Raw genomic sequence first — 17,783 nt, 5'->3', positions numbered from 1 at the left:
TCATCTGAGGATGACGAACCTTGTGCCTTAGCCCCCTGCATGACCAACAACACTATTAATACCATCATAATCCATTGTATCTTTTTCATATCTATCCCATTTATTGAATTCGAGCTTTCTGTTCAGTTTATTTATACGATTCTATTTTCTTTGTCTATCAATTCCAATTAACAGCTGATTATCATGTTGTTCAATATCCGCTTTCAATATCTCTTCCAGTGCTTCTATTAATACGTCTATATTGGTACTTTTAATAGATCCGGAAAGTGTTTCATTGCGATAGGAATGACCCAAGATTATCTCAACCCCAAAGGTATCTTCAATACGGGCGGATACCTCTTCCATAGAGGTATTTTCAAAAATGAGCTTGTCCTTAATCCATGATGTATAAAGCTGCGTATTCACTTCTTTAACGGTAATCTTGTTGTCGTGGGACTTAAACCGAGCCAGCTGGCCGGGTGTAAGTTCATAGTCGGTTGATGACCCCGTATTTTGAATGGCCACTTTCCCTTCTTCTAACACGGTTTTTGTTTCATTCCTAAAGGTATTTACCATAAAACGGGTCCCCAATACCTGGATCGATCCGTCGTCGGTTTGCACGGTAAAGGTCCGCTGGTCTTCCTCTTCCAGATGCGCGATATTAAAATAGGCTTCTCCTTCCAGCTGAACTTCGGTGTTGAGTCCTTTTTCAACAGTAGAAGAAAAGGTGAGCGAAGAATTTCCGTTGAGAGTGATTCTGGACCCGTCACTTAACCGAAACGTAAGTTTCTCCCCGTAATCAGTCTGATATTTTTCTATCTTTGGGATTTCTACAATTTTCTGGCTCGCCGACTGCTCTGTTTTGTTAGCATAATACCCCATCAGACCACCCAGCATAACCGCAATAATGATAGCCGCCGCTGCCGCCCATCTACCGATCATGCGGTATGGTTGATTATCACTGGAAAAAGTAAAAATCACATTTTTTTGTTTTTGGCGGCTTTCATATTCATCAATAACCCGATCCAATCTTTCCAGCTCTTTTTTGGGATTCGGGATATCATATTCGCTATCAACTGCTACAACGATCTCTTTTGCTTCTCGAACTAAGCCCTGATAATCGGGGTATTCCTGAAGCCACTCATCCCACCGTTTTTTTTCTTTGGTCGAGCATTCCCCTCGCAACCACAACACAAAGGAGGAATCCGCTAATAACTGTTCCAGTTTATTATTATTCATACTTACTACTGATTACGACTTTTTTACTTCACTCATATAGAAACAGCCAATCAACTGTTGTCCCGTATTTTTATTTGGTTAACAACTTATTTCCAGTATAAGCCCCCGATCCGAAGATTAATTTGCGCCACCAATGCCGTAGAAGGCTACCACCGGCAGATCTGCAAGGTGACCAAGACTTAAAGGTACTTATACCAGTGACCTAGCCTTACTCAAGTTGAGATAGCTGGAGATCAAAAAAATCGGAAGAAATAGACAAGTCTCCTGCAAAACTGGACGCTAACGGTCCAGCAACTGGCCAATCGATTTAGAGATCGGTTTCCGCTGGTCTTAACCCGTAACCCTGATAAATAAACAAACCAGATAGAGTTTAGTTTACACTACCTCCAATCTAATCAAGAACCTTTATCCTGATATTTTTCCAGCGGACTTTCACTTCGTTTTCAGGAGTAGCAGAATGAATCTGAAGGGCAATGGAACCGGTTGCCTCCCCAATTTTTTCATCCTTCAGGTGTACCATCTGCCGGCCGTTCAGCCAGCTTGTCACTTCATCTCCCTCCACACGAATCGTCATGTGATTCCAGTCGTCGGGTTTCAAAGCTGCTTTTTCCTCTTCCGGGCTGGGCTGAATGAGCCATCCCCTGCCATACGATTCATAAATGCCTCCCGTGTGAGATCCTGGGGGCGCTACCTCTACCTGCCAGCCGCTGATCTTCGTCCCCTCCAGGCTTGACCGGATAAATACCCCGCTGTTGCCGTTGGATTCCTGTTTGAAATCCAGTTCTAATACAAAATTTTTATAGTTTTCTTCCGTAGAGAGGTAGCCGTATTCTCTGTCAGGGCCACTTTCACAGACCAGCTCTCCATCCTCAACATACCATTTTTCGGTCCCGTGAACGTTCCATCCGGAGAGATCTTCTCCATTAAACAGGGATTTAAATTCCTGAGCGCTTGCCGGACTGCTGAAAAAGAAGAAGGTAGTGCATAGAAGTAAAAAATATTTCATGACTCTGATTTATTAATTTAATAGTTGACTATTTATTTATGCATCAAAAGTTTTGGTATAAGCATAAATTAGGTATATTATATATTTATTCGATATAATTGCACTACTTGTACTTCATTTTTTTTAATTATAAACCTAACCAGATTTATTTATTTCATGCTAACGGGAACGGGGTTCTCTATTTTTCCCGGCGGTCGTTGGTTCTTTCCAGGGTTATTGGTATCCCCCAAATCTCTTCTACCTTTCTGCGCCCATTCCATGAGCTCCTCCACTACCTTCGGATTTGCTTTTGCTACATTATGGCGCGATGAAATATCTTCCCTCACATTAAACAACAGTGGTTCATGTCCCTCGCCTTCTCTAAAATGAGGATGCTGGCTGAATTCCTCTAATGGTACGAAAAGTTTCCAGGGTCCCCGGCGAACGGCCTGTAATTGTTCTTGATGATAATAATAAAATACGTCATATGGCGATTGAGTACTCGCAGTGTCCTTTAATAATGGCCATATATTATATCCATCTATGATTCGAGCATCGGGCAGTTTTCCACCCGCCAAATGAGCAAAGGTAGGCAGCAGATCCATTGTTGTAACCAGCTCTCCATGTACTGTACCCCCGGGAATTGTGCCGGGCCACCACATAAGCGTTGGCACCCGAAACCCTCCCTCTGATGTGGTATATCCACGTCCGTATAACGGCCTGTTTGTACCCCGCTCCATCCCCGAGAGATCTTCACCCATTGGAGCACCATTATCGGAGGTGAATATCAGCAAGGTATGTTCTGCGATTTCAAGTTCTTCCAGCTTATTCATAATCTCTCCCGTTGACCAATCCAGCTCTTCTACGCTGTCTCCCCACGGACCACCTTGACTTTTACCCCGAAACTTTTCACTTGCAAACGGTTTCTTGGTACTGCCGGGCATAGCTTGAGGTATATACAAAAAGAAGGAAGTATCTTTATGTGCTTCGATATATTCTAAAGCCTTTTGGGTATATCGTTTCGTCAACAAATTCCGGTCTATCCCTGCTTCCACAACTTCTTCATTCAGCATCAACGGCAAGGGGGGCCATCGTTTGCCGTCAAGCCGCTCCCCTATCCGTTGGCCTACCACCTGGGTCATATCATCGCTATAGGGAATGCCAAAAAAATAGTCGAATCCCTGTCTTGTTGGTAGAAACGGCTTTTGGTCTCCCAAATGCCATTTCCCGATGATTCCTGTTGCGTATCCGGCCTGCTGTACTACTTCCGCTACGGTTACCTCATCAGGATGAAGACCATAAGGTGAAATGGGCCGCAACACATTTCCGTCCCGATCGTTGTAATCCATTCCTACTCTTTGAGCATAACTCCCCGTCATGATGGAGGCCCGGGAGGGAGTGCACACCCCTGCTGTTACATAAAAATGGGTGAATTTTCGCCCTTCCTTCGCCATCCGATTTAAATTGGGCGTTCTGATTATTTCGGAACCAAAAGGCTCAATATCGCCGTAACCCAGGTTATCGGTGACGATAAGGACAATATTTGGTTGCAACGCATTTTTATTACTATTACGTTCTACGTTACAACTCCATAAAAAATATCCAACCATCAAATAAAGACATCCTCTACCTATCTTTTTGATCTGTTTCATCTATAGGGATATTTTACCCGTTAACTTTCTCGATAAGAAACTCAAAATCATGCGATAGTCATTTCAACCGTTTTCAAAAATCGACCGTATTTTTCAGAACTTTTATTTAAAAAGCCTGTTTTAGCTAACTATTAAGGCATAAACTCAACCCATTATTCACTAACCCAATAGTCCATATAATTTTCGATATCATTGCTACCTAATATCTGTTACTCGCCCTCATCGGCCGGGGTGGTACCGGAAAAGAGCAGGCTGAGTTGTTGTTCCGGAGTGGTCCCTGCACGCAAGGCATAGCGCATCCATCCATAATAGAGCACGCCCGCAACGACCATACCATTGAGCAGGGAGATAAAGAATTCCTGACTAAAGTAACCGACCAAAAACCCTCCCATCCATCCCAGGTAGGCAGCCGGGTTAAACGACATATCGGGGAGGCCTCCCTTGGTTTCATAGAGCTTTCTCTTTTCGGGAAACAGCCAGTAATCGATGATTACCGTAATCGCAATGGGGCCCAATACCCAGGACAAGAATTGCAGGAAAAAATTAAAGATCTCATCCGGCCCATACCAGGCAAAACACAAGGCAATCCCCCAGGAAATCAGTAGCACTAACTTTCTTGTTTGTTCTTCATTTTTATATTCGGGAATCGGGGGAGCGGACATCATATTGGCTCCGAAATAAATAGCCGCCATCGAGGTTGACCAGGAGCCCAGAAAAATGGCAAAAAAGGTAATCTCCAGCATCCCAAACTCTTCCATGATAAGGAAAATATTCCACTCACCAGTTGCCAGTGCTCCAAGCGTTGCTCCGATGTATTGAAAAACCATCAAGACCCCGTAGGTAAGAAACAGTCCAAGGGCCGCCTGCTTGCCATTTTTATAGAAGCGGGTAAAATCAGAGATCACGGTGTTCGCATGCAGCCAGCCACCCGCGGCTGAGGTGAACACCACCAGGGCCGAGGCGGAAGCAACCGGCGCCTGACTGATCACCGCCTGCAGGCCCCCGCCCACGTCCAGGGCGCCCCAGATGGTAACGACGAGTATTATAATGATGGCCGGGGCCGCCAAATAATCCACGTAGGCGATCCACTTCATTTGTTTATAGGCGGGGATCAAAAAAATAAGTGCCATCAAAATGGTAATCGCCCAAAACAACACCGGAGAACCACTTCCGATCCCCATCATATCCACAAACGCATCTCTTGTTAAATTTAAGATCACCGCAAACCACACCAAGGTGGTAAGGGCGATGATAAAATTCGGCAGCAGTACGCCCATTTTGCCATAGGAGTACCGAAAGATCATCGCGCTGGTATATCCGGTCCGGGCCCCGATAATGCCAATCAATATCGAAACGACGCTGTTAAACACTCCCGCCATAAGAATCACAATCATGGCTTCCTTAAACGGCAATTGCGTCCCCACCATCCCACCTACCAGCAGGCTTGAAACCACCAACACCAAGCCCCACAGGACAAAGGTATTGCTCCAGAACCCCATGCGTTTGTCCCGTGGCAAGCGGGAACGTACCGCATCACCGACCTCATTTGACTGCAATGAACTATCTGTTTTTTCCATGACCTATCCCGTTTTATTGTCGTTGTTTGTTATTATACTTTCCTATACCCAAACTGTTTTCCCAAAGCCATACACTCTTGCCAGGGCTTAATACCCCCCGTTGAGGTTACCTCCCGTAAACTCATCGCGGCTACGCTCACTCCAAGGGCGAGACTCTTGCTCATCTCCCAGTGTTCATGCACCCCATACAGCACGCCAGCGGCCAGGGCATCTCCCGCACCTACGGCCCCCTTAATCTGCTCAGGCGGTACCTTGAGGCCCCCTTGCGGGAGGTATTCTTTCTCCTTGCTTACCGCTACGACTCCCTGTGGGGCGTGGATTAGCACCCATGCCTGGACGCCTCGGTCCAATATAGTTTCGGCGGCCTTTCGGGCCTGCGCTGCCTGAAACCTTCCCGCCTCGCCCGCTATGGTGACCCCTGTTAGCCTTTCGGCCTCATATTCATTTAGAAAAAGCAGATCAATAAACGGCAACGAAGATCCGACTACCTCTTGGTACCGGTTGGATTGCTCGCTAACCAAATCTGCGGAGGTCATCAGTCCGGCCTCTTTCGCGCTTTTAAGAACGCGGGCCGCTCCGGTGAGGCCGCCATCGGTTACCTCATCCAGCCGGTCAAGCAGCAGCAGATATCCGAGATGAAAGATCCGGACGTTGGCACGGGAAAAATCAAAATGCTCCTCCTCTAACAGCGCATTGGCGCCCCGATAATGAAAAAAGGTACGCTTGCCGGTCTCCGTAGCTGTCATCACATCCGTGTAGGAGGTGTCAGCCCCCGATAGCTTCGTGAGCTGCCGGGCATCTATGCCCATCTTCCGGCATTCCTGCAGAATCATATCCCCCCTATCATCCTCTCCAAGGACCCCTATGGCCCTAAGCGGCACAGAGGCGTTCATGTTATAGAGGGCCGTTAATACATTGAAAGGCGCCCCGCCATTACCGGTGTACTCTGTTACAATATTGGATAGTTTCTCCTCTTCCGGATACCGGTCAATCACTTTGATCTGATCAATGATCCAATTTCCCCCGGCCAAAATACCTGCTCTTTCCTTTGTGTGCATATCCGAATTGTTAATAGGTGATTTCTACCACTGATTGCGTGCGCTTGGACTCCAATGCCGCCTGAAATATATGATGGCTCATGAGGGCTTCCTGGGGGGTAAGGCAACCAAAACGGCCGTTTAAAGATCCCTCCCGTTCGGCAAAATAGGCGGCCAGCATCTGCATAAAATAATCGGGAAAGCCCACCTCAAAAATACCTCCCGTAATCGTCGGGAAAGGGCCCTGGAAGCCGAGATCAATTTGCTGCCAAGCCTGCTCCTCCCCGCGGCGGAACGTCCACAGGGTTTTCGTATCCTTGGTGCTGTATCTCACGCCTCCCTCAGTTCCCAATACTTCGATGTACCAGGAATTCTTCTGGCCCGGCGCTAATCGTTTCATTTCCAGGGTCATCGGGATATCCTTACCCTCAATGTTCACATCCGTCGTTAATGTTGCATTATTCCAGGTATCGCTCTCGGCCCAACCTCCCTGGCCGTCGGGTCTTCTGGTGATCACTTTTTGAAGTTGGCTGTACAGCCGGCGGGGCTGCCATCCCAACCGCAGGGGAATATGGATCACATGAATGCCCAAATCGCCCATCACTCCAATTTCACCACAAAATTGGGACTGACGCTTCCAGTTGATCGGTTTTTGGGGATTGAGATCACTGGCATGCAGAAATCCGGCATGAATTTCCATAATATCGCCCATCCGGCCGGAGTTGATCTCCGCTATGACCCGCTGGGCTCCCGGCAGAAACGGAAACTCTGAGCTGCACCGCACAAAACTGGATGAGGCTTCGAAGGCCCCATAAATATTCTTGGCCGCTTGCAGGTTCATCCCAAAAGGCTTTTCAGCAAGCAGGTCCTTGCCCGACTCCAGGATATCAATGTAGTACTCCTCATGCAGGTGATGCGGCAGGGCGACATAGACCACATCTACCTGGTCGGATGCCAGTATTTGCTCATAATCCGAGGTTATGAGCTGAACCGAAGGAATCTGCTCATACCAACCCAGTACCTCCTCATCCAGATCACATACGGCGCTTAATTCAACGGCAACGGGGTAATCATTAAGCGCAAACCACCGCCCAAATGCACTGGCAGCCTCTTTGCCCATCAGTCCCCCACCAATAATTCCTACCTTTGCGATATTGTTCATCATTATCAATTTTTAGAAATTGAACAATTAATAATTCAACTATATATATTTTAGATTTATAGCCTAAACTGTAGCAAAGGAGTGAGGAAAACTTATCACCATATTCTTGGGTATAAGTCTCCTTTACCTTTGCTTCGGTCGGTCTTTTCAGGTTATCTCAGCAGTTAGATCAGTTCTCCAGCAGTCCCATCACATCATCGGGGGTGGCCTTCTCGTGGACAATCCCCATCAGAGCCTCGGTCATGGCTTTCGGATGGGCATGCTGGATGACATTTCTCCCATACACAATGCCTTTTATCCCTTGCTGCATAAGCCTGTGTGTGCGCTGGAGGACCTCCTGATCGCTGGCGCGTCCTCCACCCCGAACCAATATGGGGATGGATCCGGCCACTTCCACGACCCGGTGGTACTCGTCCACATCGTCGGTGGGATCGGCTTTAATGATATCGGCGCCTAACTCAACACCCTGCCGCACCAGGGGCATAATCAATTCAATGTTACCGTCAACCATATAGCCGCCCTTCTGCTCATTCGGCTGAAAAACCAGCGGCTCGATCATCAGCGGCATCGCGTAGTGATCGCACAGGGGCTTCAATTTTAAAATGTTCTGGATGCATTGGTCGGTCACCTCCGGTGCGCCAGGTATTCGAAAGAGGTTGACCACCACACAGGTTGCATCCAGCCTGATGGCCTGGACAACCGGCTGTTCAATCATGCGGCTGAACAGCACCTCGGGGAGCTCCGAGCCATACACATTCGCTACATCCGTCCGCAAGACCAGCGAGGGCTTTTGCTTGCCCGCCACAGATTGCAGGTGCCGCGCCTGCCCAATCGTCAGCTGTATCGCATCGGGGCCCGCCTCAATGACGGTCTCCACCGAGCTTTGGATATCCTCTATGCCCTGTAAAAAACCAAACTGGTTAAAAAATCCATGGTCAATGGCCACGTCAAAACAGTGGCCCGATTCCCTGTTAAATAATCTATTAAGCCTGCTTTCTTTCATTGATTCTCCTTGTTCTAAAATGATTTATATAATTAATAGTTTTTAATCCTTGTAGGTTGCCTCCCTTATGCATACCTCATCCATCGATCTCTGAGAGTTGGACGGGGCGCCCGGTCTCTGCCGACTGGTCGGCCGCATAGGCCACCTTGTGGGAGGCCAGGGCTTCCTCAAAATTGGTCAGCTCCATCGGCTCCCCCCGGCCGATGCTCTCCACAAACGACTGAAACTGCGGGAGGTAGGTATGGTCGTCGACATCGCCCGAATCCACCAGCGGCACTCCCAGCTGGCTCCAACGGTCTTTGGAGGTCCCTTCCAGGCGACTGCTGTAAAATTTATCATCCAGCAGGCTGCCCTCGCTGCCGTTCAGCTGGATATGAAAATAATACGGCTGCAGGCAGTCAATCACCGAGGCCACCTTTCCTAGCCGGCCGTCGCTGAACTTCAGCATCGTAACCGAGGTGGTATCATACTCATAGGGGGCAAACAGCTCGCTTTTCGTTTTCGTGCTGTAACTGGTTACCTCCTCCACCTCCCCGTCCATATACCAAAGCAGCAGGTCGAGGGCGTGTATTCCGGCCGTCAGCAGGCTGCTGCCGCCCATCTCCTTTTTCACGTTCCAGGGAAACTGACCGTACCAAGGGCCAATGCCGTGATAATAATCGATCTCCCCGTAGTGCAGGTCCCCCAGCAGGTCCCGGTCCAGCATCGAATGGATGCTCATCGCCTGGCTGCTGAAGCGCAGCTCAAAGCACACGCAGGCCTGCACCCCGGCCTCCTCGAGCGCCTGGCCAACCTCCCGGGCATCCTCGTAGGTTAGCGCTATCGGTTTTTCAATAATAACATGTTTGCCGGCCTGCGCCGCCGCAATTGCCTGCCCGGGGTGCAGCGGGTGGGGCGTGCAGATATCGATAATATCCAGGGTGGGATCGGCGAGCATCTGCTCGTAATCCTGGTAGGCTTTAAGTGGAATCCCATGCTCCCGCTCCAGGGCCTCCTCATCCAGGGCGCGCCTGGAACATACAGCGGTGACGTTAGCTCCTTCGACTTCTTTGAATACATTAATATGAGCACCTGCGACCCAACCGAGTCCCACAATGCCTACATTTAACTCTTCCATTGTTATCTCCTTTTTTTATTATCTGTTCTATTGAACTATACTTATGGCGTATCTGTCGTCTCCATTTGCTTGTCTCGCGCATGAATATAGGGTTTCAGGGCCTTTTGCAAGCGAGGCTCGTGAGGATAGCCGTGGCCAAGATGCTGCCGCAGTCCCTCGGCGTAACCGGCCCCGCATTCCCGTCCATAGGCCTCGGCCCACTCCATCATGCGGTTCAGGTATTCATCGATCCCGTGGTGGCTGCGTAGCCACTCCCGCTGGGAGGCATGGTGGCTCAGCAGCCCTCGTTTTTCTTCTATTTGGGAGCTGATGTCCACATAAAACTGCGGGTAAATACGCTGTCCCATGGGATCCACTCCCTCCACCGGATCCGCGTAATACAGCGCCGGGGTCGCCGGCATCGGTGGCTCCGGCGTAGTAGCCCTGGTTTTGTACAGGGGAATCGCCGTGGCAAACACCGCCCCGCGAACAATCCGGGCCGTCTCCTCGTGGTCGAGCATATAGTCCGACGGCGAGTGCGTGATCACCACATCCGGGTCGAAGCGGCGGATCAGTTCCACCGCAGTGCGGATGCTTCCTTTGTTGACAAAGACTTCCGCATCCTTCATGCCTGCGCAGCCGTACCAAGCCCCAATAGAGCGGGCCGCCGCCTCCGCTTCCCCACGCCGGATGCGAGAAATTTCCTCTTTGGTTCGTTCCCCGCTCGACCCGCAGTCCCCTGCGGTCATGGTCACCATCCCCAGCTCCCACCCGTTTGCCCCCAGGTGCAGCAGGGTACCCCCGACCAGTATCTCGATATCATCCGGGTGCGCCATGATCGCCAGCACCCTCCCGTTCCCTTCTTCTCCCATCAATTTGTCTCCGCCTCCAGCGGCCCCGCCAGCGCCCGGGTGAAAAACAGGGTGCCCGGCGTCTGGGTCATCCAGGTCGACGGCACGTGGCGGGTCACCGGGTGGCGCAGGGTCACCCACAGGGACAGCCCCTGCCACTGCATGCCCCGGCCGAATTCCCCGTCAGCGCCACCAATAGCGTAGTCGGCACGGGAAAAGAGCGCCGGCCCGATCGTATTCGCGTAGGCCGGGATATGAGTCGTCCGGCTCTTGAAGCTGGTGAGCGCATTCTGTTCGATGGTCAGCGGGTGCAGGGCCGCCCCGATCCGGTAGTGCTGCTCACGCCACTGCTCGTCGGTGCCAAATTCCTCCCCAAAATGCGGCTCCCAGAAGGCGATGTGGCAGGCCCGACCAATACCGTAGACGACCACAAGCTTGGCCCCCTCATCGCGAAGGGCTGTTATCCGGTCGGGGTATTCGGCAATCACCTCCCGGGTGGCAAAAAACCGCTGGGCCTCCGGGACCGTCAGCTCACCCAGCGGCTCGTAAAAAGCGTCTGTAATGGCCGACTCGAACGATCGGCGATCATCGGCCCCGATGGTCTGGCCCTCCTCATCCGACCACTCGTCCATGCTGAATCCCGTCACATGATCGCACGACACGCCCCATTCGCTCAGGAAATAGCATGCCCACCGGTACATGCCCATCGGACCAGCCGGCAGAATCAGGGCCAGCCGGCGTCCTTCGGCCCGGCAGTTTCTTATTTCGGTGGCCAGCTCATGGCCCATCATCACATTAAAATCCGGCACCTCATCGGCCTGGCGAACCGTGAACCCCGAATGCCAGTGGTCCTGGCGCTCAAAAATAGCTTCGGGGGTATCCCCTACGCAGGCATCCCATTGGGACAGATCCCAAGCCGCCGGAAAAAACGATTCCAGTTTCGAGCCTTTAAGCGTCGATAGTAAGTTTATCACAATAGTCCCTCATCATTAGTTGTAGTTATGTTGTACATTTAGTAATTAATTTTTTTATTATGCAGATGATATATTCAGCTCATTTTTACATTCATGTACTATGACCATTTGAAACAGTTAGAATAATTACTATTTAAATTATTTATATATTTATATTTAATTTCCTTTTTGCTGAAATCTAATTAGCATTTTAACTACTTAAACCTAGTTCTGGGGGAACATTCCCATATGACCACCCCTCTCCAGGAAATTCAGGAGCAGGAGGCGGTTCAGGGACCTTACCAGGTGTCATGGTGGAAGTAAGCTTTAATAGAGATTCAAGCATTTGACGTCCCGCCGTCGGCTCCAAGTTACTATAGGATGTTAGCCTAGTCTCATAACCACCACCATGGTCACCAAAAGCGTCCTCTGTAGGGACATAGCCTACACAACCGTTAGCCATAGATACCGGAAATGTATTTACAAAATTACTCTTTTTTTTAAGTTCTAGACCATAATCACAAAAATATTCTGCTGGAACTGATAGAAAAGCTACTGGTCCAATTTGTATCGCCTGAACTTCAACCTCAGCTTTAGCTGATTTTTCAAGCAAAGCATCCAGCATTAAAATTTCTTTGGAAAAAGTCCATTTTGTTGATCCTACCTTTTCAGGATCTTCTTGAACTATATCATAAGACCGCTTAATCCTTTCAGGTTTAGGCACACGTCGCTGTATATTCCACTTTTTACTTTTAAAACTAATTGGTAATAAGGAACCCTGGTCCATCTTAAGTAATACTTTCACCACTTCAGTACCTATGCGACCGCCAACAACTTGGGCAGCTTGCTCTCCGCTTGAATATTGTTGATATGGTGTAAGATTATCAACTTGCGTAACATCACCCGATGCCCCATTTAAAAATACAACTATAACTTCAGATCCATATATATCTCTAATTACTTTCTCCAGATAGTATATATAATTCGCAGAAATACCTCCTGGATTTGTTGTAGCGTGACAAGCAAAATTAACGATACACCCTATTAATTCTCCCTCAGTGTTCCATGTGCCAATTACTCCGACTTCTGGATCTGTTGGTCCAGCTGTTTTAATAATATCAGGGTTACCCTGACGAGGATGGGTATAGGTAATCCCATTTTTCATGTAGAATCGCCGGTTAAAAGCTACTTGATTTTCGGTTCCCACACCTACGCCACAATAGGTTTTTTCTCGATTCTTATCGGCCTCACAGACCCCCTCCACAATCGCTTTTTTAACTAGATTAAGATATCTAGGGTTTGCACAGGACGATTTCTGATAAGCCAGCTTCTGAACTAGATCCGAAGCGTGGTCATACTGCCCTGGTTGTACCATTCCAACAGGACCTGACGAATGCGAATGGCTTGCCCCAATCATCACCGCATCACGAGCAATCCCACACTGCTTATTGATCAACGCACGAGCATTTAATACTATTTGTCTTGGAATCATCAAGGCATCGATCCCTACCAAAGCAACACGGTCTTGCCCATCATCAAATACAGTAGCTCGGATTTTACACGGATCATGTAATGAATTGTGGAAAACTTTACCATATCCTCCAGGTTTTTCCATACCGATCTCCGGTGTAATATCTCGTTCAGCATATCCAACCTTCTGCGTAGAATCAGTTATAGTTGATGGAGAGAAAAAGGAGGGAGATACTTTACCTTGCGATATTCTATATGGAGCTGCGAAAATACCCAATCCACCCATTATGCTTTTTTCCAAAAAATCGCGTCTATCTATATTTCTCATGCTAGTCTAATTTTCTGTAACTATATACAAGTTGACGAATTTCGAATAAAAATTATAAATATTACCAACCAGTATTCTGGGTTAGATTTGAATTTAATGATATCTCATTATCAGGTATTGGAAATACAAGATCTTTAGGAATTTCATATCCTCCTTCATATCTCGTTTCAACCAAGCCTCCATCGCTACCACGAATTTCCATCGGATATATGTCAGGACCAATTTCCCAACGTCTAATATCAGACCAGTAAAGTCCTTCCAGAGCAAATTCAATACGACGTTCGTGTCTAAGTGACTCTCGTGCTTCTGCCTGAGACAACCCCAAAGACAGGGGAGAGACTGTCACGTCATCTCGTTCGGTTCTGATTCTATTAATTAAGGAAATAGCTTCGTCAATGTTCTGATTAGTTTCAATTAATGCTTCTGCTTTTGCTAAAATTACCGATGCATAACGCAGCACAATAAAATTCAAGGCTTCTTTTCCCAAAATTGGCCTCTCCCCATTCGCCATTACATCTTCATATTTTCTCATAGCGAAATTCTTAATAGGCTGACCTACATGATTTTGAGCATCATCATTAAAAAGATAATCTCCAACATAAGTTCCTGGAAGTATCACCGAAAAATATAAGCGAGCATCTCGTCCTTGATACGGTCCTTCGGAAGGAACGCGGGGATTCTCAGGAGTAAGTTGCGTTCCCTCTGCCGCCATTTCATAAGCATCCACTAAATCTTGCGTTGGCACTGCCCATCCAGCAGTTGGGGCATTTTTTAATCCCGGTAACTCCCAACCTAATCTCGGCATTCCCTGATCAAAATCTCCTGACATATTTTGAAGATCAAACATCACTTCTTGATTATTTTCATTTTCTTCAAGAAATAATCCTCTGTAACTGGAAAACAGAGCGTATTTACCCAGTTCTTCAATTTGCTCAACTACTGTTAAAACTTCAGGATATTTGTTTTGATACAGATAAGCTCTCATTTTCATTCCCAATGCAGCACCTTTGGTAGCCCGACCTTTCTGAGATGCATCGACCGGAAGATTTTCAATGGCTACATCAAAATCAGCAATGGCTCTATTCCAGGTTTCTTCTGTAGAAGACTGACTAAGTTCTCTTGCCTCTTCAACCCCAATTATGCTTGTAATAATAGGAGCTCGACCATAGGTATCAGCTAATAATGAATAGGCAATCCCTCTCAAAAAATACGCTTCACCGATGTATGCCATCCTTGTCTTTTCGTTTAATGATTCGACATTTTCAATATTCTCAAGAAAGCGGTTGGCCCGGGAGATTATTTTGTAACAATTAGTCCAGCGAGCACTAACCATTCCACCGGTTCCCGCATCGATAGTGCCCCTTCCTATCTGCTCTTCTGTACCATTCCATTGATAGGCATTAGGCGTTATAGCGTCCATCTTGGGTCCATGACCATACATACTTCGTTCTTTCAAGACAGGATAAATACCGTTGATTGCAGATTTTACATCCTCTTCGGTTTCCCAAAATGTTTCACTGGTAATGGAATCCTCCGGCAAGACATTTAAGAAACTGTCTCCACAACCATTAAAAATAGATAACAACACCACCATTAAACCATATTTACATGCTTTCATAACTATCAAAATTATTTTAAAGGTTGATATTTACACCAAAAGAAATTGTTTTCGGAAGTGGATAAGTACTATATCCTGAAGTAAAAGTACTTCTTTCAGGATCATAACCCTCATAGTCTTCAGAAACTAACGTAAAATAATTCTGAGCATTTATATAGACATTTACATTATTTAATCCTGCTATACTGGATAGTGTATATCCCAACTGAATGTTTTTTACCTTAAGGAACCAAAGATCATTCATCCAGAATGAAGAGTTTCGGCTATTCCAATTATCATCAATTGTAATTTGTGGTATGTCCGTGTCCGTGTTTTCAGGAGTCCAAGCCTCTCTCCAGCGTTTTGTAATGGTTCCCCCTGAAATTCCCAATGGTCTTGTCCATGAATCTTGAGTATTAACTGTTACCCCAGCTCTTCCTTGAAATAAAACATTTAAATCAAATCCCTTATAAGAAAAATCCATGTTAGCTCCAAAGGTATATTTAGGGATTGTATTCCCCAATAACATATTATCTTGGAAGTTTAATGCTCCATCCTTATTGACATCTTCATATCGAAGATCACCGGCTTCAGGAGTAAAGGCATTTGCATGCATATGCTCCTGCGCTTCCTGATCGGTTTGATAGATACCTGTAGCCTTATATCCATAAAGAGACCTATATGAATACCCTTCCCGAATCAGATATAATTGATCGGGTGAATTGCCCCCCCGAAATTTAGTAACTTCATTTGTAACATAGGAAAAGTTTGCACCTATGCTGTAACTGAGTCCATCACTATTACCTGTAGCATTTGTATAGTTAGCATTTAATTCAACTCCCTTGTTATTCATTTCTCCTACATTTTCTAAGGGTGCACCAACACCACCCAACGTTTGGGGGATTGGTAGTCGAACAATAATATCTTCGGTTTTTTTATCAAAGAATGTCGTTTTAAAAAACAGTCGATTATCTAAAAAGTACATTTCAAAACCAACATCTGAAACGGTAGTCGTTTCCCATGTGATCGACTCATCAACCAAAGACGTAACAGCGACACCCGGAGCAAGAGAACCTCCAAAATTATAACTCGTCCCAAAATTTTGGGTGATAGTAGTTAAGTACGGCCAATATCCAGCAATATCCTGATTGCCTAATTTTCCCCAAGAACCACGAATTTTTAGGTCTGAAAAGATATTTTGGTCGGCCATAAATTCTTCATTCGTAATTCGCCAACCTGCAGAAATGCCTGGAAACACTCCCCATCTGTTACCTTTTGCAAAACGACTCGAGGCATCAGCCCGGGCATTTACTTCAAACAGATATTTATCGGAGAAATCATAATTAACGCGTCCAAAATATGAAACCATTCGAAAATCCTGCATATTACCTTCAGCTATTATTCCTGCAGTGCCTGCACTCACTTGAGTTATTCCCTCTTTAGGTTGTTCTTGTCTTCTTGCAAAAGCACTTTTTATCGTTTTGCTTTCTATCTGCATGCCGGCAATTGCTGAGACATCGTGGTTTTCACCAAATTGTTTGTCAAAATTAAGTATATTCTGCCACTGATAATTCAAGTTATATACATGCCGCCTGCTTGCCTCTAAAGTTTCGATTTGATAATTATCCAAATTTACAGCCTTTGTACCAGTAGAGGTATACCCCACAGGTGCTTCATTATAATTGTCAGTTACTATATTACTTTGCTGGAAAGTAAAATCAGACTTAAGATTTAAATACTCTGCAAACTTAAACTCAGCAAAAGAACTCATTCTTGTATATAACTCATCACTTTTATCAAAACCATTATATGCTTCAATTAATGGATTCCGATTCCCTACAATCATTTCTCCATCACTATTCAAAGCTTGAACAGCGCCAAAACTTCCATCTTTATTATAAGGAGCTATAAACGGGTATGCCCCATTGGCAAACACATAAGGAATGCGCCCCATGTCATATGGCTCTTGTGCATTCTGCTTCTCACCATTTACTCGCCCTCCTATATTCAACCAATTATTAATTTTAGATTCAATTCTTAAATTAACTCCATAGCTTTCAGAATTTGTTTCTCTCATAATTCCCTCTTGATTCAGCCGATTAAGAGAAAGGAAATATCTGACGCTCTCCGAACCTCCACTGATAGATATATTTTGTTTATTTATAACAGCTGTCCTATATACTTCTTCAAAAAAATTAGTATTGGGATAACGATATGGGTCGCTATTATTTCTAAAATCATTTATTACAGTTTCCGGGAATATAGGATCAGATCCTTGGTTAATAAGGGCTTGGTTCCAAAGGCCCATATATTCAGCACTGTTGTCAATAATATCATACGTTCTTGCCAAAGATTGAAAACCAATATAACTTGAAAGCCTCACTTGGGGTTGTTCATCGTATTCCCCGCTTTTAGTAGTGACCAATACAACGCCATTAGCTGCTTTCGAGCCATAAATAGCAGCACTGGCAGCATCTTTTAAGACGGATACACTTTCGATATCATTTGAATTTATATGAGCCATTGATCCTTCAACCCCATCAATAATTACCATTGGACTGGAATTATTTAGCGTTCCCCATCCTCGCACTCGCAACAGGGCATCGTCATTACCTGGTTGACCTGAGTTTTGACTTACCCATAAACCCGATACCTTACCTCCTAAAGCTTGAGAAGCATTGGTGACTGGTCGATTTGTAATTTCATCCCCAAAATCTACTGACTCAACAGACCCAGTTACATTTATTTCTTCTTGAGTTCCATATCCAACTACGACCATTTCTTCGCCGGTAATAGCTTGCGATACCATTTCTATCTCAAACTCGGTTCTTCCATTGATAGGAACTTCCTGGGT

The 17,783-nt window shown here is 46.3% G+C and carries 13 protein-coding genes and 1 pseudogene; 1 reads left to right on the top strand and 13 read right to left on the bottom strand.

Translation table 11 applies throughout. The features are described 5' to 3' along the window. Positions 1-141: 141 nt before the first annotated feature. A complete protein-coding gene (locus BUB16_RS20195; RefSeq protein WP_073068513.1) occupies positions 142-1,218 on the bottom strand; it encodes a FecR family protein in 1,077 nt (358 codons plus the stop codon). 78 nt (positions 1,219-1,296) lie between these two features. Here BUB16_RS20195 and BUB16_RS22380 point away from each other — a divergent pair. Then, positions 1,297-1,572 (top strand): annotated as a pseudogene (locus BUB16_RS22380) (IS256 family transposase); the annotation flags it as partial. 37 nt (positions 1,573-1,609) lie between these two features. On the opposite strand, the gene BUB16_RS20190 reads toward BUB16_RS22380, so the two are convergent. The 12 genes from BUB16_RS20190 to BUB16_RS20135 all read right to left on the bottom strand — a co-directional run. Then, entirely contained in the window at positions 1,610-2,224 is a 615-nt protein-coding gene (locus BUB16_RS20190) for a 3-keto-disaccharide hydrolase (protein WP_073068512.1), read from the bottom strand. A gap of 149 nt (positions 2,225-2,373) precedes the next feature. Beyond that, the gene (locus BUB16_RS20185) at positions 2,374-3,756 is read right to left on the bottom strand and encodes a sulfatase family protein (protein ID WP_211483255.1); all 1,383 of its coding nucleotides are present in this window, start codon (positions 3,754-3,756) and stop codon (positions 2,374-2,376) included. Between the two features lie 308 nt (positions 3,757-4,064). After that, complete coding sequence (locus BUB16_RS20180) at positions 4,065-5,432, bottom strand: purine-cytosine permease family protein (RefSeq protein WP_073068510.1); 1,368 nt, start codon at positions 5,430-5,432, stop codon at positions 4,065-4,067. 32 nt (positions 5,433-5,464) lie between these two features. Next, entirely contained in the window at positions 5,465-6,490 is a 1,026-nt protein-coding gene (locus tag BUB16_RS20175; RefSeq protein ID WP_073068508.1) for a carbohydrate kinase family protein, read from the bottom strand. A 10-nt stretch (positions 6,491-6,500) separates the two neighbouring features. Beyond that, positions 6,501-7,634 (bottom strand): Gfo/Idh/MocA family protein, encoded by a 1,134-nt coding sequence (locus BUB16_RS20170; RefSeq protein ID WP_211483254.1) that lies wholly within the window; start codon positions 7,632-7,634, stop codon positions 6,501-6,503. A 166-nt stretch (positions 7,635-7,800) separates the two neighbouring features. Continuing rightward, entirely contained in the window at positions 7,801-8,634 is an 834-nt protein-coding gene (locus BUB16_RS20165) for a class I fructose-bisphosphate aldolase (protein WP_073068506.1), read from the bottom strand. A 76-nt stretch (positions 8,635-8,710) separates the two neighbouring features. After that, entirely contained in the window at positions 8,711-9,751 is a 1,041-nt protein-coding gene (locus tag BUB16_RS20160) for a Gfo/Idh/MocA family protein (RefSeq protein WP_073068504.1), read from the bottom strand. 41 nt (positions 9,752-9,792) lie between these two features. Further along, complete coding sequence (locus tag BUB16_RS20155; RefSeq protein WP_073068503.1) at positions 9,793-10,602, bottom strand: PIG-L deacetylase family protein; 810 nt, start codon at positions 10,600-10,602, stop codon at positions 9,793-9,795. Next, positions 10,602-11,555: a sugar phosphate isomerase family gene (locus BUB16_RS20150; protein ID WP_211483253.1), complete on the bottom strand. Its 954-nt coding sequence runs from the start codon at positions 11,553-11,555 to the stop codon at positions 10,602-10,604. The genes BUB16_RS20155 and BUB16_RS20150 overlap by 1 nt, the downstream gene beginning before the upstream one ends. Before the next feature lie 190 nt (positions 11,556-11,745). Further along, positions 11,746-13,332 carry a hypothetical protein gene (locus BUB16_RS20145; RefSeq protein ID WP_073068501.1) on the bottom strand — a complete coding sequence of 529 codons (1,587 nt, stop codon included), beginning with the start codon at positions 13,330-13,332 and terminating at the stop codon, positions 11,746-11,748. A 61-nt stretch (positions 13,333-13,393) separates the two neighbouring features. Beyond that, positions 13,394-14,950, bottom strand: coding sequence for a RagB/SusD family nutrient uptake outer membrane protein (locus BUB16_RS20140; protein WP_073068499.1), 1,557 nt, complete (start codon positions 14,948-14,950; stop codon positions 13,394-13,396). A gap of 16 nt (positions 14,951-14,966) precedes the next feature. Continuing rightward, on the bottom strand, positions 14,967-17,783 hold a 2,817-nt coding region (locus BUB16_RS20135), incomplete at its 5' end, for a SusC/RagA family TonB-linked outer membrane protein (protein ID WP_073068497.1).

It is taken from the genome of Fodinibius roseus (assembly GCF_900129315.1).
Classification (GTDB): domain Bacteria; phylum Bacteroidota; class Rhodothermia; order Balneolales; family Balneolaceae; genus Fodinibius; species Fodinibius roseus.
This window is presented reverse-complemented; position numbering and strand designations above follow the sequence as displayed.